General features: G+C 69.9%; 17 protein-coding genes. 4 read left to right on the top strand and 13 right to left on the bottom strand.

Features of this window, described 5'->3' with window-relative positions; translation table 11 throughout:
* Positions 1-96: 96 nt before the first annotated feature.
* The 6 genes from ASG12_RS08065 to ASG12_RS08040 all read right to left on the bottom strand — a co-directional run bounded on the left by ASG12_RS08065 (position 97) and on the right by ASG12_RS08040 (position 6,040).
* The gene (locus tag ASG12_RS08065) at positions 97-537 is read right to left on the bottom strand and encodes a type II toxin-antitoxin system Rv0910 family toxin (RefSeq protein ID WP_055787251.1); all 441 of its coding nucleotides are present in this window, start codon (positions 535-537) and stop codon (positions 97-99) included.
* A 75-nt stretch (positions 538-612) separates the two neighbouring features.
* Positions 613-1,503, bottom strand: coding sequence for a 3-hydroxyacyl-CoA dehydrogenase NAD-binding domain-containing protein (locus tag ASG12_RS08060; RefSeq protein ID WP_055787248.1), 891 nt, complete (start codon positions 1,501-1,503; stop codon positions 613-615).
* Complete coding sequence (locus tag ASG12_RS08055; RefSeq protein ID WP_055787245.1) at positions 1,500-2,426, bottom strand: hypothetical protein; 927 nt, start codon at positions 2,424-2,426, stop codon at positions 1,500-1,502. Before ASG12_RS08055 ends, ASG12_RS08060 begins: the two co-directional genes overlap by 4 nt.
* 12 nt (positions 2,427-2,438) lie before the next feature.
* Positions 2,439-3,629, bottom strand: coding sequence for an acyl-CoA dehydrogenase family protein (locus ASG12_RS08050; RefSeq protein WP_055787241.1), 1,191 nt, complete (start codon positions 3,627-3,629; stop codon positions 2,439-2,441).
* A 10-nt stretch (positions 3,630-3,639) separates the two neighbouring features.
* Positions 3,640-4,812 (bottom strand): acyl-CoA dehydrogenase family protein, encoded by a 1,173-nt coding sequence (locus ASG12_RS08045; protein ID WP_055787238.1) that lies wholly within the window; start codon positions 4,810-4,812, stop codon positions 3,640-3,642.
* A gap of 37 nt (positions 4,813-4,849) precedes the next feature.
* Complete coding sequence (locus ASG12_RS08040; RefSeq protein WP_235456198.1) at positions 4,850-6,040, bottom strand: CaiB/BaiF CoA transferase family protein; 1,191 nt, start codon at positions 6,038-6,040, stop codon at positions 4,850-4,852.
* Positions 6,041-6,143: 103 nt separating this feature from the next.
* Between ASG12_RS08040 and ASG12_RS08035 the strand changes: the two genes are divergently transcribed.
* On the top strand, positions 6,144-7,025 hold the full coding sequence (locus ASG12_RS08035; protein WP_162243413.1) for a LysR family transcriptional regulator: 882 nt from the start codon (positions 6,144-6,146) through the stop codon (positions 7,023-7,025).
* Positions 7,026-7,228: 203 nt separating this feature from the next.
* Here ASG12_RS08035 and ASG12_RS08030 read toward each other — a convergent pair whose 3' ends face one another.
* The 3 genes from ASG12_RS08030 to ASG12_RS08020 form a co-directional block, all read right to left on the bottom strand.
* Complete coding sequence (locus ASG12_RS08030; RefSeq protein ID WP_055787232.1) at positions 7,229-8,473, bottom strand: lipase family protein; 1,245 nt, start codon at positions 8,471-8,473, stop codon at positions 7,229-7,231.
* Between the two features lie 112 nt (positions 8,474-8,585).
* The gene (locus tag ASG12_RS08025) at positions 8,586-8,765 is read right to left on the bottom strand and encodes an antitoxin (protein WP_055787228.1); all 180 of its coding nucleotides are present in this window, start codon (positions 8,763-8,765) and stop codon (positions 8,586-8,588) included.
* A 113-nt stretch (positions 8,766-8,878) separates the two neighbouring features.
* On the bottom strand, positions 8,879-10,021 hold the full coding sequence (locus ASG12_RS08020; protein WP_156377987.1) for an MBL fold metallo-hydrolase: 1,143 nt from the start codon (positions 10,019-10,021) through the stop codon (positions 8,879-8,881).
* A 138-nt stretch (positions 10,022-10,159) separates the two neighbouring features.
* On the opposite strand from ASG12_RS08020, the gene ASG12_RS08015 reads away from it, so the two are divergent.
* Positions 10,160-11,344 (top strand): thiolase family protein, encoded by a 1,185-nt coding sequence (locus ASG12_RS08015; protein ID WP_055787945.1) that lies wholly within the window; start codon positions 10,160-10,162, stop codon positions 11,342-11,344.
* 22 nt (positions 11,345-11,366) lie between these two features.
* On the opposite strand, the gene ASG12_RS08010 is transcribed toward ASG12_RS08015, so the two are convergent.
* Positions 11,367-12,020: an SDR family oxidoreductase gene (locus ASG12_RS08010; protein WP_055787222.1), complete on the bottom strand. Its 654-nt coding sequence runs from the start codon at positions 12,018-12,020 to the stop codon at positions 11,367-11,369.
* A gap of 223 nt (positions 12,021-12,243) precedes the next feature.
* Between ASG12_RS08010 and ASG12_RS08005 the strand changes: the two genes are divergently transcribed.
* Both ASG12_RS08005 and ASG12_RS08000 read left to right on the top strand, forming a co-directional pair.
* A complete protein-coding gene (locus ASG12_RS08005) occupies positions 12,244-13,470 on the top strand; it encodes a cytochrome P450 (RefSeq protein ID WP_235456189.1) in 1,227 nt (408 codons plus the stop codon).
* 164 nt (positions 13,471-13,634) lie between these two features.
* On the top strand, positions 13,635-14,537 hold the full coding sequence (locus ASG12_RS08000) for an SGNH/GDSL hydrolase family protein (protein WP_082501803.1): 903 nt from the start codon (positions 13,635-13,637) through the stop codon (positions 14,535-14,537).
* A gap of 12 nt (positions 14,538-14,549) precedes the next feature.
* Here ASG12_RS08000 and ASG12_RS07995 read toward each other — a convergent pair whose 3' ends face one another.
* The 3 genes from ASG12_RS07995 to ASG12_RS07985 all read right to left on the bottom strand — a co-directional run bounded on the left by ASG12_RS07995 (position 14,550) and on the right by ASG12_RS07985 (position 19,496).
* On the bottom strand, positions 14,550-16,769 hold the full coding sequence (locus ASG12_RS07995) for an FUSC family protein (protein ID WP_055787218.1): 2,220 nt from the start codon (positions 16,767-16,769) through the stop codon (positions 14,550-14,552).
* A gap of 65 nt (positions 16,770-16,834) precedes the next feature.
* On the bottom strand, positions 16,835-18,580 hold the full coding sequence (locus ASG12_RS07990; RefSeq protein ID WP_055787215.1) for a metallophosphoesterase: 1,746 nt from the start codon (positions 18,578-18,580) through the stop codon (positions 16,835-16,837).
* A 124-nt stretch (positions 18,581-18,704) separates the two neighbouring features.
* Positions 18,705-19,496: a DUF1295 domain-containing protein gene (locus ASG12_RS07985; protein WP_055787213.1), complete on the bottom strand. Its 792-nt coding sequence runs from the start codon at positions 19,494-19,496 to the stop codon at positions 18,705-18,707.
* Between the last annotated feature and the right edge of the window lie 43 nt (positions 19,497-19,539).

Here is a 19,539-nt window from a genome sequence, read left to right as displayed (position 1 = left end):
TCGACGAGGATGATAGCCCAGGCGACCGGTCCGGATACGCCGATCCCCGGCGAAACGGTCGAACCGGGCGATCGGCGCCCGAGGGCCGGTGCGCGGTTACTCGGCGAAGACCTTCTGGAACTTGGCGAGGGACTCGCGGAGGTCGGAGGTGACCAGCTTCGCGGCGGCCTTGCCTGCGGGGCCCATCATGGGCAGGCCGCCGAGGTCGAGGTCGATGGTGACCTTGGAGCCGTCGCCGGACTTCACCGACGTCAGGCTCAGCTTCACCTTCACGCCGCCCTTGCCGTTGCCCTTGAGAGCCACGATGTTCGGCGGGTCGAACTTGTCGACCGTCCACTCGAAGCGGACGCGGGTGCCCTTGACAGCGACCACCGAGGCGATCTTCAGGCCCTTCGCCAGCTGGTCACGGGTCGGTACGTCGCTGCGCCAGCCATCGTGGATGGTCAGCCACTCGTCGTAGCGGGAGAGATCGGAGACATTGGTCCAGGCGTCGTCGGGACTCAGGGGAACCTCGACGCTCTCGCTCACAGAAGCCATGCCGCACACGATAAACGGTTCGATGCCATCTGTGGGTGGCGGGATCGCCGGTCGGCGATCACCACCCGCGCACGGTCACTCCGTGTCGGCGAGGGCCGCGAGCACTGCGCGGGTGCGGCGGTCGCGTCGCCGGGCGAGCGTCTCGTACACCTGCTCGCCGGAACCGTAGGTCTCCTCGACGGCCTCGACGAGACGACGCATCGACTCGGGATCGGTGGCGGGCACGCCGGGCTCGATGCCGCCGGTCTGCGCGCCGACGCCGGCGAGCAGGTGGGCGATGCCACCGGGACCGCCACCGAGGACGTTGCCCTCGAACAGTCCGATGGTCGCCCACCGCAGTCCGAGGGAGTTGCGGAGGATCGTGTCGAGATCACCGGGCGACACGACACCCTCCTGCACGAGGTAGCGCGCCTCGCGAGAGATGGCCGCCTGCAGGCGGTTCGCGACGAAACCCGGGAGTTCGGTGGTGATCACCACCGGTTCGCGGTCGAGCGCACGATAGAGCTCGACGGCGGTCTCGGTGGTGGCCGCGGCGGTCCGCGACCCGGGCAGCACCTCGACCAGCGGCATCAGTTCCGGTGGGTTGAACGGGTGGCCGACGATCATGCGTGCCGCGACCCCGGGCTCGAGATCGGCGGCGATCTCCGAGGCGGTGATCGACGAACTCGATGTGGCCAGAACGGCATCCGCCGGCGCGGTCGCACCGATCTCGGCGAAGAGCTGCTGTTTGACCGGGAGGCGTTCGGGGCCGTTCTCCTGGACGAGGTCCGCGGAGCGCACCGCGGCGGCGAGATCGTCGGTGGCGACCACGTCGGGGTCGTCGCCGAACGCGGCGGTCACGATGTCGCGCAGGTCCGGGCGGGGGTCGGTGATGGCGACGGTCCATCCGTGCTCGCGGGCGAGTCGCGCCCAGGAGATCCCGATGACACCCGCACCGACGACGGCGAGGGTGGGTGTGTGGGTCATGACTGCTCCGTTCGTGCGGGGATGCCGACGATTCCGGTGAACGCACTGCCGGGAACCGAGGCGACGACGCGCTCGGCGGGTGCGTCGGGGTGGGTGGGTACCGCGCGCACCGTGCCGTCGAGGGCGGTCACGTAGGCGACACCTGCGTCGGTGTCGATCGCGAGGCCGATGGCCTCGCCGAACCCGTCGGCCAGGATCGTCGGCTTGCCTCCTGTCTCGCCGGCGGCGGGCACGGGCGCGCGGTTGAGGGTGTTGCCGCGTGGTGCGGCACCCCGGTCGGTCCAGTACAGCGACGACGAGGCGGTGTCGAACCAGAGATCGATCGGTTCGGGCAGATCCGCCCAGACCGTCTCGATGTCGGTGCGGTTCTCAGCGGTCTCGCCCGCGGGGAGGTCGAGTCCGGCCCGGACGATCCGTCCCGCATCGCCTTTCGCCGGACCCTTCTGCGTCCAGTACAGGTGACGTGATGCGACGTCGACGGCCACGCCGACGCACTGGTCGGCGATGTCGACGAGACCGGTCTCGGGGTCGCGCGGGCGGATCACCAGATCGGTGACCTCGCTGCCGTCGACGGCCGCGCGCGTGACCCGGCCGCCCTCGCGGTCACCCCAGTAGAGGTGACCGTCGGCGAGGTCGAGTTGCTTCCCGGTGGTGATGGTCCCGTCGGCGAGGACGGTCGCGACATCCGAGCCGTCGAGCCGGGCGGATCGCAGACCGCCGTTGCGGGCACTGAAATCGGGACCGTCGTCACCACGGCTCGGCCTGCCCATCAGCGTCCAGAAGATCCGGTCGGACGCGGGGTCGTACACGATCCCGTCCGGCGCGGAACCGGTCTCGGCGACGAGGGTGCTCACGGTGCCCTCGAGATCGACACGGCGGATCGCGCCGCCGGCGATGTCGAGGACGAGCAGGTGATCGAACACGTCGGTGTCCCTTCAGACGGTCGCGGCGAGAGCGGCGTCGGCGTTGTTGAGCAGCGCGCTCGGTGCGCGGAGCACGGTGTCGGCGGTGACGGCTCGACGCCGCGCCGCCTCCACGCCACCCAGTGTCGCGGTGATGCCGACGAGGCGTGCGGCGTGGTGGCCGATCTCGGACTCGTAGGTCATCCCGATCCCGCCGTGGAGCTGGACGATCTCCTCGGCGACACCGATCGCCGCGTCGCACACGAAGACGAACGCGTCGTCGGCGGCGGTGGCCAGGACGTCGGTGTCGGCGGTGCCGTTCGCGACGGCCTCGGCGGTGGCGGTGGCGTACAGCGCCATCGACCGCGCGAGTTCGACCTGTGCGTAGAGGTCGGCGGCACGGTGGACCAGCGCCTGGAACGTCGACAGCGGTACGCCGAACTGCTTGCGGCTCTTGAGGTACTCGACCGTGAGGCGCAGACCGGATTCCATGAGACCGATGGCCTCGCCGGTGACGGCGACACGTGCCTGCGCGAACGTGGTGCGCAGTGCGGTACCCGCGTCGGCGGTGCCGTCACCGAGGAGGACACCGACGGCGTCGGTGAACGTCACCTGCGAGGCGTGCGACCAGTCGGCGGTGCGACCGTCGGCGCGCGTGATCCCGGCGACGCCGGACTCGACGAGGACGACCTGCGTCCGGCCGTCGGTGTCGACCGCGGTGACGAGGAGGTGCGACGCCTGATCGGCATGGGCGACGGGTGCTTTCACGCCGGACACGGTGACGCTGCCGTCGTCGGCGACGGTGACCGTGGTGGCCGGGGCGGCGTCCCAGGCACGGCCCGGCTCTGCGTGGGCGACGGCGATGACGGACTCGCCGGCCGCGAGTGCACCGAGCAGCTCCTTCTGCTGCGTCGGATCACCCAGTGCGCTGATGATCCAGCCCGGCAGGGCGACACCGTCGAGGAGCGGTTCGGTCGCGGCGTGGCGGCCGATCGCCTGCAGGCTCGCGTAGAGCTCCACCGGCCCGGCACCGACACCGCCGTGGTCCTCGTCGATGGTGAGCCCGGTCAGTCCGAGTTCGGCCAGCGTCGACCAGGTGCGGGCGTTCCACCCGAGGTCGGAGGTCGTCGCGTTCGCGCGCCCGCCCATCGTGTAGTCGCGGCCGACGGCCGAGTCGACGGTGTCGAACAACAGTTGCTGGTCGTCGTTGAGATCGAGATTCATGATTGCTCTCCTACAGTCCGAGGATGGTCTTGGCGATGACACCGCGCTGGATCTCGTTGGAACCACCGAAGATCGAGAGCTTGCGCAGGTTGAGGTACTGGGTCGTGGAGGCGGAGGCGGCCGGGTCGGCCACCAGGTCGCCGTCGGCGGACACGAGGGCGCCGTCGGTGCCGGCCGCGGTCATGCGCAGCCGCGTCAGGTCCTGCAGGGCCTGCGTGCCCTCCATCTTCAGCAGCGACGACACCGGGCTGGCCTGCCCGTTCTCCGAGGCTCCGGTGACCCGCAGCTGCGTCGCCTCGAGGGCGATCAGCCGTGTCTTGAGCGAGTGCATGGAACCGCGGAAGGCCGGATCGTTGGCGAGAGTGCCGGTGCCGGTGTCGGTTCCGGCGGCCGCGGCGGCGAGATCGGCGTAGATCCGCTGCGCGGTGCCGACCTGCGCGATGCTGTTGCGCTCGTTGCCGAGAAGGAACTTGGCGTAGGTCCAGCCCTTGTTCTCCTCCCCCACCAGGTTCTCGGCGGGGATCACGACGTCGTCGAAGAAGAACTCGTTGACCTCGGCGCTGCCGTCGACGAGCCGGATCGGCCTGCGCTCGATGCCGGGCGTGGTCAGGTCGAGCAGCAGGAACGAGATGCCCTGCTGTTTGCGTTCGGCGTGGGTGTCGGTGCGGGCGAGGACGAACATCCAGTCGCCGTGCTGTCCGAGGGTCGTCCAGGTCTTCTGGCCGTTGAGGACGTAGTGGTCACCGTCGCGGCGTGCGGTGGTTTTGAGCGACGCGAGGTCGGAACCGGCCTCGGGTTCGGAGAACCCCTGCGACCACCAGATGTCGAGGTTGGCCGTCGCGGGCAGGAACTTCTGCTTCTGCTCCTCGGTACCGAACTCGGCGATGATCGGGCCCACCATCGACACGTTGAAGGCGAGCGGCTGGGGCACCGCGGCGCGCTGGAGTTCCGAGCCGTAGATGTGCGACTGCGTTGCGGTCCAGCCCTTTCCGCCCCACGCCGCGGGCCAGTGCGGGACGGCGAGGCCGTGCCGGTTGAGGATGCGCTGGCTGGTCACGATGTCGTCGTGCGTGGTCTGGTTCAGGGCACTGCGGCGACGGATGTCGGCGGGGACCTCGCCGAGGAACACCTCGCGCAGATCGTCCCGGAATGCGATGTCGGCCGTCGAGAGTTCGAGGTCCATGATGTCTCCCTTGCTTGTTCGGTGTCTGGTGCGCGGCTCAGGCGGTGGCCGGGGTCCGCACCGCGTCGAGCACCTCGTCGGTGCTGGCGCCGGCGCGCTCGGCGTGGCGGTAGAAGCCGGTGGGTGTCTGCGAGAAGTGCAGCGGGTTGGCGACCACGCGGATGGTGCCCTCGGTGGGGTGCTCCATCTCGGTGATGAGCCCGACCTCGCGGACATACGGGTCTTTCGGCAGGTCGGCGATGTCGACGACGAGTCCGTACGGCATGTCGTTGGCGGTGAGGTACTCCTCCCACTCCGCGGTGGTCTTGTTCGTCGAGTGCGCGAGCACCTTCTCGATGCCCGCGGTGAACACCGGACGGTCGATGGTCGGCGATTCCCAGGCGGGGTCGGCGGCCTCGGCGTCGAGACCGGCACCGACGAGGAGCTTGCGGACGGCGTCGTTGGTGTAGGGCACCGCCGCGATCGCGCCACCGTCCTTGGTCCGCATCGCGGCGTGGGCGCCGGTGAGGCTCAACGGGTTGCCGACCTCACCCGCGGCGGGGACGAACACGTCGCCGGCCATGTGCTCGACCATGTTCACCGCGATCATGGCGTCGGCCATCGCGAGCGCGACGTGCTGGCCCTCGCCGGTGCGCAGCTGGTGGTAGAGCGCCGCGAGGACACCGTTGAGCAGGTAGAGCGCGGCGGTCTTGTCGGCGATGAACGTCGGCATGAACTGCAGCGAGCCGCCGGCGCGATCCTGCAGGCTGACCAGACCGGACACGGCCTGGATCACCTCGTCGTACGCCGGACGGTTGCCCTGCGACGACGTCGGCGCGAAACCCTGCGCGTGGGCGTAGACCAGATGCGGGAAGCGCTCGTGGACGGTGTCGTAGTCCAGACCGAGGCGCTGCAGGGCACCGGCACGCATGTTGGTGACCAGGACGTCGGCGTCGGCGAGAATCGCGAACAGGTCCTCGATGCCCTTGGGGTCCTTGAGGTTGATCGCGACGCTGCGCTTGTTGCGGTTGACCTGCATGTACAGCGGCGCCATCCCGGGGTTGCGACCGGTGTTGGCCGGCGATTGGCGCGCGGTGTCGAACGGCGGCTCGATGCGGATCACGTCGGCACCGAAGTCGCCGAGGATCTGTGTCGCGTACGGGCCCATCACCACGGTCGAGATGTCGACCACGGTGACGCCTGCGAGGGGGCCGGATGTCGGGTCTGCGTTCATGTCTGTGGTGGTCATGTCATCCACGCTAGGTCGTTGCCCAAGGTAAGAGAATTACCGTCTGGCTCAGATCGGTATGTCCACAGCGATAACACCGGGTCTAGGCTCGTGCACTGTGGAGATGCATCACCTGCGGTACTTCCTCGCCGTCGCGCGCGAACTCAACTTCACCCGCGCCGCCCGGTCGCTGAACATGTCGGTGCCGCCGCTGAGCCAGCGCATCCGCACCCTCGAACACGAACTCGGCACGCCGCTGTTCGAGCGCTCCACCCACCACACGAAACTCACCGCGGCGGGCGAGGCCCTCGTACCGCTGGCGTCGTCGGTGGTCGCCGATTTCGACGCCATCCCCGGACTCGTCGGACCAGACACCGGGCGCACCGAGGTGCGTCTCGCGATCCCCGACGTGCTCAACCCCGCGCATCGTCGCTCGCTGACGGCGTCGATCCGCGACCTCGAGGCGGGCTACTCCTTCGCCATCCGCCAGATGCCGTCGTTGCAGATGGAATCGGCGCTCCTCAGCAACTCCATCGACCTCGCGATCGCCCACGTCGGCACCACCGACGACCGCCTGTCGACCCTGGTCCTCTACAGCGAGCCGCTCGGCGCGGTCATCGATGCGTCGCGGTTCCCCGGGCGGACGTCGTTGCAGTTGAGCGACCTTCGCGGGATGCGGTACATCCGGGGCCCACGGCACTGGGATCTCGGCCAGGGACGGGCCGACCGACTCGCCGCGGCCGGCGCGGTCGTCGACACCGACGCGGTGTTCAGCGACACCAGCGGCCTGATGATGTTCCTGCGCAGCACAGCGGGTTTCACCATCGTGCCGATCGAATCCGAGGCGGTCGCATCACTCGACCCCGACGACTACGCGGTGTTGCCGATCGACGACATCGACGACTCGCTCACCACCTACCTCCTGCGCCGCACCGCCGACACCCGTCTGCAACCGGTCGTCCGCGCCCTCGGCCGCGCCGACGCCCGCCCAGCCCCACCGTCCTGACCCGCCAGTTGGGCACGTAACGCCCGCAGTTGGGCACCTAACGCCCGCAGTTGGGCACGTGATGACCGCGGTTGGGCACATGACGACCGCGGTGCCCCATCGGCGGGATCACGTGCCCGACCAACGTCGCTTTCTGCCCAACTGCGGTCGTTACGTGCCCAACTGGCGGGGTGGGGGTTGGGCGTGGCGGGGTGGGGGTGGGGTCAGCGGGGGCAGGTGTTCGGGGCGGGGTCATCGGCGAAGCGGTCCCCGATCCAGTCGATCGCACTCGGGGTGAGCCCGGTGTTGGTGTGCCCCTTGCCCGCGGCGACCGTGCGCTCGATGGTGTCGCCCATCGCGCACGCCCTCGCCACCGCGCCGGCCGTCCAGCTCGGGGTGATGATCTGATCGGAGTCGCCGTAGCCGACGAACAGCGGTGCGGCCGACCTGCGCTGGGGCAACGCGTCGGCGGCGAGCATCGAATGCAGTTGCCGCAGAGCCGATGCCGATCGGATCGCGGCGTCACCGGGCCTGACGCCGGTCAGCGCAGAGTACTTGGAGAACGCACTGCCCGACCCGCATGACGTCAGCGCCCGCGCCCCCGCGGCGAGGCCGCCTCGCATGTACTCATCGACGGGGAGGTCCGGGTACACCGCACGCAGTCCGTCGACGATCAGTGGGATGAACGCGATCTGGATCTGGGTGAAGGTCGGTGCCGCGTAGGGCGCTACGTCGTAGCCGTCGGCGATCGGCGACACATCTGCCGCGGGCGCGAGCGCCGCGGCCCCCACGAACTGCAGTCCCGATCCGTAGTCGGTGGCGGCGGCCTCGCCCGCGGCCCAGGCCGCCTGTCCCCCTTGGGATGCGCCCATCGACGCCCACCGCGTACCGGCCTGCGGCACGATCGTGCGCGCGGCGCGCACCATGTCGATCATGTTGCGGGCGACGGTGTCGGTGTCGAGATAGGGGTGCGGCACGCGCGTGACGCGGGCGTCGGCGGAGGTGCCCGGGCCGCTGAGGCCCTGGTAGTCCGATGCTGCAACGACGTAGCCGCGGCTCACGAGCGAGGCGATGGTGGAGGCGCCGCCGAGCAGGTCGGGGTACCCCGACGGTCCGCAGTTCGACGCGGTACCGGTGGTGCCGTGGCCGTAGGCGACGATCGGCCATCCGCCGCGAGGTGGCGTGCCGGACGGGACGGCGACGATCCCCGATACCTCGGTGCCGAACGTGCCGTCGGGATCACCCGGCGCGTAACCGGCGCTGGAGCGGTAGACCACGCGGGTCACCGCGACGTCGGCCAGCGGTCCGCTCGGGTCGACCACCATCGCCGAGCGCGCCACGATCGCGCCGCGCTCGGCGGCGGACGGGGCGGTCGGTAGGTCGGTGGACTGTGTCGCCGGACCGGCCGGCGATGACGACGGCCGCGCGTCCGGGGTCTGCTCGGCGCTGCACCCGGCCGCGACCACCACGACCGCGAGGGCCGCACAGACGACGACGGGCAGCCGACGAGTGATCGTCGACTGCCCGCGTCGCAGAGTGTGGATGACCGCTACTCGATTGATCGCCTGCTCGGTTGATCGCCTACTTGGGCTGGTCGCCGAGCTTCTTCGCGGCATCCTTGGCGGCGTCACGCCCCTTGGCGACCTGGCTGGTGTACTTGCCCTTGGTCGCCTTGTCGATAGCGTCGGCACCCTTGTCGATGTACTGGGAGTTCTTGCTCACCAGCGACTTGGCCTTGTTGGTCAGCTGCTTGAAGTCCATGCGTGTGTCCTCTCGTCGGTGCGCCGCGTCTGCCGTGCGGCGCTCATGCCGACCCAACGATCGACGGTCATGTCCGGTTCCCGGACCCATCAACACAGTCGGTTCCCGGACCATCAGTTCTGGGCGACCCCGTGCCACCAGTCGGCGTGGTCGATGCCGGCGCCGGTGCGGGTCACGACGTCGATGCGGGTTCCCGGTGCGGGCGTCGCGGTGACCGCGGATGCCTTCTCGGCCGCGGCGAGCATGCGGCGCACGGGGTCGTCCCAGGTGTGCAGGCCGAGGTTGAACGTCGCCCAGTGGATCGGCACCATCAGCGAGTCGGCGAGGGAGTCGCCGGCGAGCATCGTGTGCAGCGCGACACCCTCTTCGGGGTCGACGTGGATGTCGGGCCACATGCGGTCGTAGGCGCCGATGGGGACCAGCGTCAGCTCGTAGGGTCCGCCGGCGTCGCGATAGGCCTCGGTGAAGCCGGTGTCGCCGGTGAAGAACGCCGAGTGCTGCGGTCCGCGCACGCCCCAGCTGGCCCACTGGGTGAGGTTGCGGACGACACCGCGACCCGAGAAGTGCCGCGCGGGAACGCAATCGAAGGTGAGGTCACCGTGGGTGACGCGCTGTCCCCAGTCGGCCTCGGAGATGCGGTCGGGGGCGATGCCCCAGTACTCGAGGTGTGCACCGACACCGATCGGGGCCACGAAGTGCGCGCGGGGCTGCTCGCGCGCGATGGTCACCACGGTGGCCATGTCGAGGTGGTCGTAGTGGTCGTGGCTGATCAGCACCACGTCGAGGTCGGGCAGTTGCGACGCCGTGCACGGCGCGCGGTGCATGCGGGCGGGGCCGATGGACTGCGACGGGGAGCAGCGCTTGGACAGCACGGGGTCGGTGAGCACGCGGCGGCCGTCGATCTCGACGAGCGCGGTGGCGTGACCGAGCCACGTGACGGCCAGGGCGGCGGCGGTGTCGACGAATCCGGGGGCGATGAACTCGGGATCGCGGACGGGCACCGTCGATCCCGGGTCGCCACGGCGACGCGCGCGGATCATGTCGACCGCACCGGTGCGGTCGACGTCGACGGCGATCGACGGCTCGCGGTTGGCGAAGAACCCGTCGTGCTGGTTCGGCGAGGCGCTGATGTGCGGGGCGATGGCCTCGGGCGATGCCCCGAAGGCTCGGCCGGTCGCCGATCCGGTGGCGGCGAGGCCGGTGGTGAAGGCCCCGACGGCCCCGACGCTCGCGGTGGCGGCAAGTTTGCGGATCACGCGACAACCGTACCGGCGAGAGCACCGACACACGCGCACCCTGGCTCATCGGGAAGCAAGTCAGGTGGTAGACAGTTGACTAGTGATAGAGCTAGTCAGACCTCCTGGCCGGCGACACATCGAGTGGAGGAACGCATCATGGCCGCAACCGCACGCACCGACGCCGTCATCGTCGGGGCCGTTCGTACCCCGATCGGCAAGGGAAAGGCCTCGGGTGCACTGCACGGCGTCCACCCGGTCGACCTGCTCGCCCACAGCCTGCGCGCACTCGTCGAACGCACCGGCATCGACCCGGCGCTGGTCGACGACGTCATCACCGGAACCGTCACCCAGGCCGACGAACAGGGCCAGAACATCGCCCGCAACGCCGTCCTCGCGGCCGGATTCCCCGAGTCGGTCCCCGCGACCACGATCAACCGGCAGTGCGGTTCGAGCCAGCAGGCGGTGTCGTTCGCCGCCCAGGGCGTGATGTCCGGCGCGTACGACGTCGTGATCGCCGCGGGCGTCGAGTCGATGGGCCGGGTACCGATGATGTCCGACATCCGACCGGGTGCCGACCCGTTCGGCGAGGCCTTGGCGCAGCGCTACCCCGACGGCTTCATCCCGCAGGGCTACAGCGCCGAACTCATCGCCGCGCGATGGGATCTCAGCCGGACCCAGCTCGACGAGTTCGCCCTGTCATCGCACGAGAAGGCCGCCGCCGCGACCAAAGCCGGACGATTCGACGCCGAGCTCGCGCCGATCGCGGGACTCGACCACGACGAGATGATCCGCCCCGGCGGGTCGATCGACGGTCTGGCGCAGCTGCGTCCCGCCTTCTACGACGAGGCCATGGGACGCCGATTCCCTGACATCGACTGGCGCATCACCGCCGCCAACTCGAGCCCGCTCTCCGACGGCAGCGCGGCGCTGCTCATCATGTCCGCCGAGAAGGCGCAACAGCTGAACCTCACGCCGCTGGCACGAATCCACACGACGACGGTCGTCGGCTCGGACCCCATCCTCATGCTCACCGGCATCATCCCGGCCACACACAAGGTGCTCGAGAAGGCCGGCCTCGCCATCGGCGACATCGACCTGTTCGAGGTCAACGAGGCCTTCAGTCCGGTGGTGCTCGCCTGGGCCCACGACACCGGCGCCGACCTGGCGAAGACGAACGTCAACGGTGGCGCGATCGCGCTGGGACATCCGTTGGGGGCCAGCGGCGCCCGGCTGATGACCACGATGGTCAACGCTCTGCACCAGACCGGCGGCCGCTACGGCCTGCAGACCATGTGCGAAGCGGGCGGTCAGGCCAACGCCACGATCATCGAGCGGCTGTGAGGACCCGAGACACCGCGACGAGCTAGGCGCCCAGCGCCTTCTCGATGGGGGTGTCGCCGCCGGTGAACTCGATCATGCGACCGACGGTCGACGGGGTGCGCAGCACGGCGGCGATCACCTCGGCGACGTCGGCACGGGCGACCTCGGTCCCCGACTCGGCGCCCTCTTCCTTGGTGCGGATGGTGCCGGTGGCGTCGCCGTCGGCCAACGAGCTCGGCGCGACGATGGTCCAGTCGAGATCGCTGGCCCGCAGGTACTGATCGGCGTCGCCCTTCGCCTCTGCGTAGGCGTAGAACGAATCGTCAGGCGAGACACCGTGATCGACCGATGCCCCGAAGTACGAGACGAGCGCGAAGCGCGTGATCGAGGTGGCCGAGGCGGCGTCGACGCAGCGGATGGCGGCGTCGCGGTCCACCGCGTAGGTGCGGTCGGGGTTGCCGCCACCGGCCCCGGCGGCGAACACGATCGCGTCGTGTCCCTCGAAGGATTCGATGATCTCCTCGGTCGAGGCGTTCTCGATGTCGATGATCACCGGCGCGGCGCCGGCGCCGGTGATGTCGTCGGACTGCTCGGGCTTGCGGATGAGCGAGCTCACCTGGTGGCCGTCGTCCACGAGCAGTCGCGCCAGGATGAGTGCGATCTTGCCGTGGCCTCCGACGATGGCGATCCGTGACATGTCTGCTCCCGTTCCCGCCCTCGGGCGGTTCGTGTTCGTCTCGCGACGCGTGCTGTGGGGCGTCGCGGTCCGGCGATGTTCGCCGCGCGTCGGCGCCCTCCCCCGGCGGCCTGCATCACCGGACCACTCACGCTAGCAATCGCCTGGCGCCGAGCCGGACTCTGCGCTACTTTGTTTTGTGTTGCTAAACACATACGTGTAGACCGAAACCGGGGAGATCACCGTGACACTGTCGCTGGACCGAAACGCCGAGGCCGTCGACTATCCGTTCAACCGACCCGACGATCTCGAGCTCGCACCCGAGTACGGCGAGATCCGGGCGAGCAGCGGGCTGGCGCGTGTGCGACTCCCCTTCGGTGAGATCGGCTGGCTCGCCACTCGCTACGACGACGTGCGCACCGTTCTCGGCGATCCCCGGTTCAGCCGCGCGGTCGCCGCCGACCACGACGAGCCGCGCATGCGCGAGGGCCGCCAGAACTCGGGGATCCTGTCGATGGACCCGCCCGACCACACCCGCCTGCGCACCCTCGTGGCCCGCGCCTTCACCCCGCGTCGCATCGAGAACCTGCGTCCGGCCGCCGCGGCCATCTGCGCCGACCTCATCGCGGACCTGCGCGCCCAGGAGGGCCCGGTCGACGTGGTCGACCGGTTCGCCCTGCCGCTGCCCGTGCGGGTGATCTGCGAACTGCTCGGCGTGCCGCAGCGCGATCAGCCGCTGTTCCGCAGGTGGAGCGACGCCGCCCTGTCGACGACGTCGCTGTCGGCCGAGGAGTTCGACGCCAGCCGTGAGGAGTTCCGCGACTACATGCGCGGGCTGCTGGCGGTGAAACGCGCCGAGCCCGCCGACGACCTCATCTGCGCCCTCATCGACGCGCGCGACGGTGACGACGGCACCGGCACCGACCGCCTCAGCGAGCTCGAGCTGATCGATCTGTGCAACGGCATCCTCGTCGCCGGACACGAGACCACCGCCTCGCAGATCCCGAACTTCATCCTGTTCCTCCTCGCCCACGACGGTCGGTGGCGCGAACTCCACGACCATCCCGAGCTCGTCGCCGGCGCGGTCGAGGAGCTCATGCGACTGGTGCCGCTGGGGATCGGCGCGGGACAGGCCCGCTACGCACTCGACGACGTGGAGCTCTCCGGTGTGCGGATCCGCGCGGGTGAACCGGTCCTGGTGTCCATCGCCTCGGCCAACCGCGATCCCGAGGCCTTCGACGATCCCGAGCGGTACGACCCGACACGTCCTCGTACGGGTCGCGGCAACGCCGGACACATCGGCTTCGGCCACGGCGCCCACCACTGCCTCGGCGCCGCACTGGCCCGCCTCGAACTGCAGGAGGCGTTGCGTGCGCTGACCGGCGCCTTCCCCGATCTCACCGTCGAGGCCGTCGACTGGAAATCGCAGATGGTGGTCCGCGGTCCCCGCGGGATGACCGTCACTTTCTGACACCCGCTCCGCCCTGCAGCGACGACGTCGCTCGTGCGTGCAGGTGCACCGATCGACAGCGCTGCCGACGCGCACGGCCCGCGCGTGATCATTCGGCGTCGATGAGTCATCATTGCTTCGATTCGAGTGGCGACGTCGCGCTCGACCAGACGGCGGGGAGCGTCATGCGCACGGACTCAACACTCGGTTCGATCCGATCGGGCTCTGCGGTGCGGGGAGCGGTCACCGTCGTCGTGGCGATCGCCGCGCTGCTCGGCGTCGGGGTCGTCGCGCCCGCCTCGGCGGCCACACCGGTCCGCTACGTGGCGCTGGGCGACTCGCGGGCGATCGGTGCCGGGATCGTCGAGTCGTTCGATCCCCAGGGCTGCGGCCGTGGAGGCGGCGGGTATCCCGAGCGCATCGCCCGCACACTGCGACCGGCGTCGTTCACCACCGTCGCGTGCCGCAGCGCGGTGACCGCCGAGATCACCGACCGTCGCCAGACGACCCCGCTGCCGATCGTGCGCACCGTGCCGGTCCAGTCGGCGGCCCTGCGTCCCGACACCAACCTCGTCACCCTGTCCATCGGCGGCAACGACATCAACTGGGGCTCACTGATCGGGCCGTGCTTCTCCTTCGTGCCGGGCAAGGACGCGCGGTGCCGCACCAACGCGACCGTCGCGGCGAACATCACTGAGAAGCTCGCCGCACTGAGCGGGTCGATGGATCGCGTGCTGAACGTCATCGACGCGAAGTCGCCGCAGGCCCGCGTCTACGTCGTCGGTCACGGCGGCTACTACGGCCTGCGCGGCTGCTACCCCGACGCGCCGTTCAGCTCGGCCGACGCAGTGTTCGTGCGGGACTTCTTCACCCGCTTCAACGGTGTGCTCTCGGCCGCGGCCCGTCGTCACGGCGCGGTGTTCGTCGACATCGCCGGCCCCGCCGTCGGTCACGACGCCTGCACCCCGGACGGTGTGCGGTGGTTCAACGGCAAGATCCCGCGCGGCGACGGCCTGTCCGATCACCCCACGCAGGAGGGCAACGCCGCCATCGCGCGTCTGGTGCTGGCGGCCATCCGCCGGGGCTGACCCGGCGCCGCGTCACACCGGGACGCGGGTGAGCGCGGCCGAGTGATCGAGCCGGTCGAGCGCACGCACGGCCACGATCGTCGCCGTCGAGAGTTCCTGGGCGTCACGGGAGAGCACCTGGGCGACGGGACTGGCGTCGGCGAGGCTGTCGTCGTACTCGCCCTGCTCGCCACGCACCACCGACCGCAGCGACATCACCGACGCCCGCACCCCGTCGGCGCCGTCGACCACCGCACGCGCGAGGTCGCCGGTCGGTCCGCTCGCCGGGTCGGCCGACGCCGCGAGCATGCCGGCACGCACGAGCGCGTGCGCGGCGCGGTCGCAGGCCTCGAGCACCCGCACCAGCCGCGCGGTCCCGCGGCGCGCCCTGCTGGCCGGACCCATCCCGAGAGGCCGTGCGGCGGTCTGCAATTCCTGGAGCGCGGTGTCGAGGCGACGTGCCACCGGGACGAGATCCACGCCGCTGCCGGGCTCCACGACCGAGGTGATGGAGTCGTCGATGACGTCGCCGAGAGCATCGAGGTAGGCGTCGACCTTGTCGCGCACCGTCTCCCGCGTCCGGGTGGGCAGGATGAAGTAGGCGGCGGTGATGCCGACCGTCGCCCCCACGCAGGTCTCGGCGATCCGCAGCTCGAGCACGGCGATCGAGAAGGTGCCGAGCAACCCGTAGAGCATCGCCAACAGCACGGTGATGAAGAAGACGAGCAGCCCGTTGGCCACGGTCACCAGATAGAACGCGCAGAACACGCACACCACGATCAGCGCCAGCTGCACCGGCGCACGGTTGCCGACGACCGCGGCGAGGAGCACACCGGCGAACACGCCGCCCACGGTGCCGACGATGCGATGGCCTGCGCGGGTGAGGATCTCGCCTCGCGTGGTGGTGCCGGTGAACACCACGAACGCCGACAGCACCGCCCAGTACCACCGGTTCGGCGACACCAGTTCGCCGAGGACCGTCGCGACCGAGGTCGCGATCGCCACCTGGATCGCGGTGCGCGTGCTCGGTTCGAGTCGGTCGAACTGTGCCCGCAGGCCGCGGTGTCGAGGTGGCACGGGGCTGTCGTCGGCGGCGGTGGCTGTGTCGTCGACAGAAGGGGCCGATGGGGCGCCGGTGCGGGTGGGCAACACCGTGGCGGGTTCGTGCGCCTCGGCCGTGGCCAGTGCGTGGGCGGTCACCCGGTGAACGGCGATGTGCGCGCGCACCGTTCGGGCGGCGGCACGGATCACGATCGAGTGCTGATCGCTGTCGGTCGCCGCGGCCTCGGCGCGGGTGACGATGCGGCGCGCGACCGTGAGGTCGTCGGAGGTGGGGTGATTGCGCAGCACCGACCGCACCGCGAGCAGCACCTGCGCCACCGCGGGCCGTTCGGCGAGCACCGACCGTGCCGTACCCGCGCGTGGACGCATCGCGAACGCCAGCTGCTCGGTGGCCTGTTGGGCGTCGAAGATGCGGCGGGAGAGGTCTTTCCCGGTCACCGACACGTGCGCCGCGGCGACGTTGCGGTCGAGCCAGTCCTCGATCATGAGCGCGGTGTTCGCCAGGCGTTCGAGGGCGTGCCGCACGGCGTCACTCGACGCGGGCTCGGCGTGCCTCCCGACCGGGGTGGCACCGGGAGCGTTCGTGGGGGCGATGAGATCGACCACCGCCAGCGACGACGCGCGCAGCGCACGGGTCAGGCGGGTCAGTTCGGCTCCGGCCCACTCGTGTTGGAACGCGAAGCGGACGGTGAGCGCGCACGCGACACCCACGAGCACCGACCCGATGAGCTCTGGTATCTGGCCCGGTGTGGCGCGCAGGAACAGGGCGAAGAAGTAGGCGATGAACGACCCCATGCCGAGCGCGAATCCGCGCGGTCCGAAGCGTCGGACCCACACCGCGCCGAACAGCACCGCGACGAAACCGACGTCGGCGAGGACGCCGTGCTGGGCGAGGAACGTCGAGACGGTCACCGCGGTGGCCGCGGGCAGGGCGATGAGCGCCGTGGTGAGCAGGCGGCCGCGGGCGGTGCGGTCCTTCACCACGAACGAGGAGAACATCGCGACCACCGAACCGAGCATGGCGACGGTGATGGCCTCGCCGAGTAGGCGCGTCATCGCGACGAGCACGCTGAGTGCGAGTACCAGCGTCAGCGTGGTCTGACTGGCGCTGCGCAACCGCAATTGCCCCGGATCGGACACCACCAGGAACCGCAGTGCGCGATCGATCGCCGGCCGCACCGAGTTGGTCATGATGGCTACAGACTACGGCTCCCCGAGAACCACGGGGACGAGGTGACGGGAGCTGTGTGAGACCGTCAGGAACCGAACGGGACCCCACCGATCGAGATGGCGCGGGTGAAGGTGAGCCGGTCGAATTCGCGGCCGTATTCGTCGATGGCCGAGATGTCCATGCGGCTCTTGGTGATACCCGGGATGCCGGGGACCACGTCGATGCTGATGAACGAGTAGTTGCGGAAACGCACCCGCGACCACTCGACGCTCTCGGCCTGCTTCTTGCCGTCGGCGGTCCACACGTAGCTGTTGGGGACGGTGTTGTCGGCCACCACGTTGCCGCGGTAGCTCTCCGACTCCCCGGGCTGGAAGCCGTAGCGCGGGCGTCCACCGCCGCCGACGGTGTAGTAGACGGTGCCGTCGGTCTTCGCCGAGACCGTCGAGCCGTCGGGAGCGGGCTTGCGCGCCTGGTTGTTCCGGATCGGGTCGGTGCGCTCGAAGATGTGGTTGTGCGCCTGGAACACCGCGTCGACCTGGTACTGGTCGAACAGCTTGCTCCACGCCGCCCGCACGCCGCCGTCGCTGGCGTGGGAATCGGTGGTCGAGTACGCGCAGTGGTGGAAGAACGCGACGATGAAGTCGATGTTCGGGTCGGCGCGGAACTTCGCGAGCGTGCTCGCGACCCAGCCGGTCTGCCGCCCGCCGCTGTAGCCGGTGTTGGCGGTGATCTCGTACGAGACGTCGTTGGCGTCGAGGGAGAGCACCGCGACGTTGCCGTAGACCACCGAGTACACCGAGGGGCAACCGGCCGGGCCGTTCGTCGGCTGGTCGAGGCGCGCGGCGTGACCGCCGTACCCCTGCGGGCCGTAGAGGGCCTCCATGTCGTGGTTGCCGGTCGCGAACATCCACGGGGTGCGCGAGGCGGTCTTCTCGATCGCCGCGAAGTAGCCGTCCCACACGTACGGGTTGAACTTGTCGAAGCCGGTGGGTGCACTGCCGCTGGGCACGAAGTTCGGCGGCTTGCCCGCGCCCGACGGGTCGGCGTAGGCGATGTCGCCGGCGAGGATGTGGAACGCGCCGTTGCGGGCGGCGATCTGGTTGACGATGTTGGCCGCGTGCTTCACGTTCGGCTGGTTGTCGGCCTTGTAGTACAGGTCATCGTAGTCGCCGGCCTTGAGACCCGGCGGCTGCGTGGGGGTCTCGTCGACACCCTGGTCACCCATCATCGTAAACCGGAACGGCGCGCTGCGGCCGCGACCGAGGGCCGGTGCCGCGCTGCGGACGTCGGTGGTGCGCCCGTCGGCGGTGCGCCAGCGGTAGAAGTGCGGCACCCGCGACGGCAGCCCGTCGACCGGGGCGTGCACGTAGAACTGCTCGGCACCGAGGATGCCGCCGCTGCTGATCGGGACCTGGCTCACGAGGTTGCGGACCTCCGCGACCGTCGTCGCACCCAGCGCCGGGGTGGGGCCGTGATCGAGGAACACCTTGGTGGCGCCCGGGTTACGCGACAGCTGCGCGGAGAACCGGAGCTGGCTCGCGGCGTCGGAGCCGAAGGACACGTGGCGTCCGCCGACGGCGAGCGGCGCGTCGGCGGCGTAGGCGATACCCGAGAACGCGAGGTTCCCGACTCCCGCGGCCGCCGCCGCGGCGGCGCTGCCCGCGAGGAAGTTGCGACGCGAGACCGAGTGTCGCTTCAGGTTGTTCTGATGCCACTCGAACTGCTCGGCGGTGGTCATCGTGGCGGCCGCCGCCAGCGGCACCCCCGTGTCGACGGTCTCGCCCGCCGGATTGACCCTCGACGTACCACTGCTGAACGGATTCACGACCATGCATGTAGATCACGGCACCAGCCCGGCACGGTGGTGATCGCCGGGTGTCGCGCCGGTGAACGACGCCTGAACGCTGCTGCCGATACGGGCAACCCGCCCATCGGCCGTCGTCGATCCGACGCGCTCAGGCCTTCTTCGGCGACATCGGGATGAAGTAGCTGGTGCGCTGCTGGTACTCGCGGTAGCCGGGCCGCTGCTCCATGTGCTGTTCGAGGAGCCGCGCGCCGGTCGCGAACACCAGGAAGTACGTCATGGCGATCGGCGACAGGAACGTGACGACGGTGGGCCAGAACGTCATGCAGACGAGAAAGGTCCCCCACCACACGCAGGCGTCGCCGAAGTAGTTGGGGTGCCGCGTGTAGCGCCACAGCCCCTTGTCCATCACGGTGCCCTTGTTCGACGGATCGGCCTTGAACCGATCCATCTGCAGGTCGCCGACCGTCTCGAACGTGACACCGAGAACCCAGACCAGCACGCCGATGACGGCGAGGTACCAGAGCGTGCCGTGCGCCACCGACGACACCTGCAGCGGCAGCGAGACGAACCACAGCGCGGGCCCCTGCGTCGCGTAGATCTTCGTGATCGCGACCAGCGCGCGGTTGCCACCGGCGTCGTCGAGGAGCTTCTCGTAGCGCGGGTCCTCGCCCTTGCCGCGCGACCGTCGGAACATCGACGTCGCCAGCCGCAGACCCCACAGGCCGATCAGCACCAGCACGAGCAGGCGTCGCCACAGATCACCGTTGCCGAGGATCGCGGTGATCACCGCGATCACGACGAAACCGAGTCCCCAGGTCACGTCGACGACGTTGTGCCGACCGATCGAGAACCCGATCGCGGCGGTGATCGCCAGCAGGATGATCACACCGGCCAGGCTAGCGCCGGTCACGATGCCGAATTGGCTCCAGTCGAAGGTCATCTCACCAGCCTGTCAGACGTCGCCGATTGGCGAAATCGCGAAC

The sequence above is a fragment of the Williamsia sp. Leaf354 genome, assembly GCF_001424365.1.
GTDB lineage: Bacteria > Actinomycetota > Actinomycetes > Mycobacteriales > Mycobacteriaceae > Williamsia_A.
The sequence above is the reverse complement of the archived record's forward strand: the minus strand, read 5'-3'. Positions and strand labels throughout refer to the sequence as shown.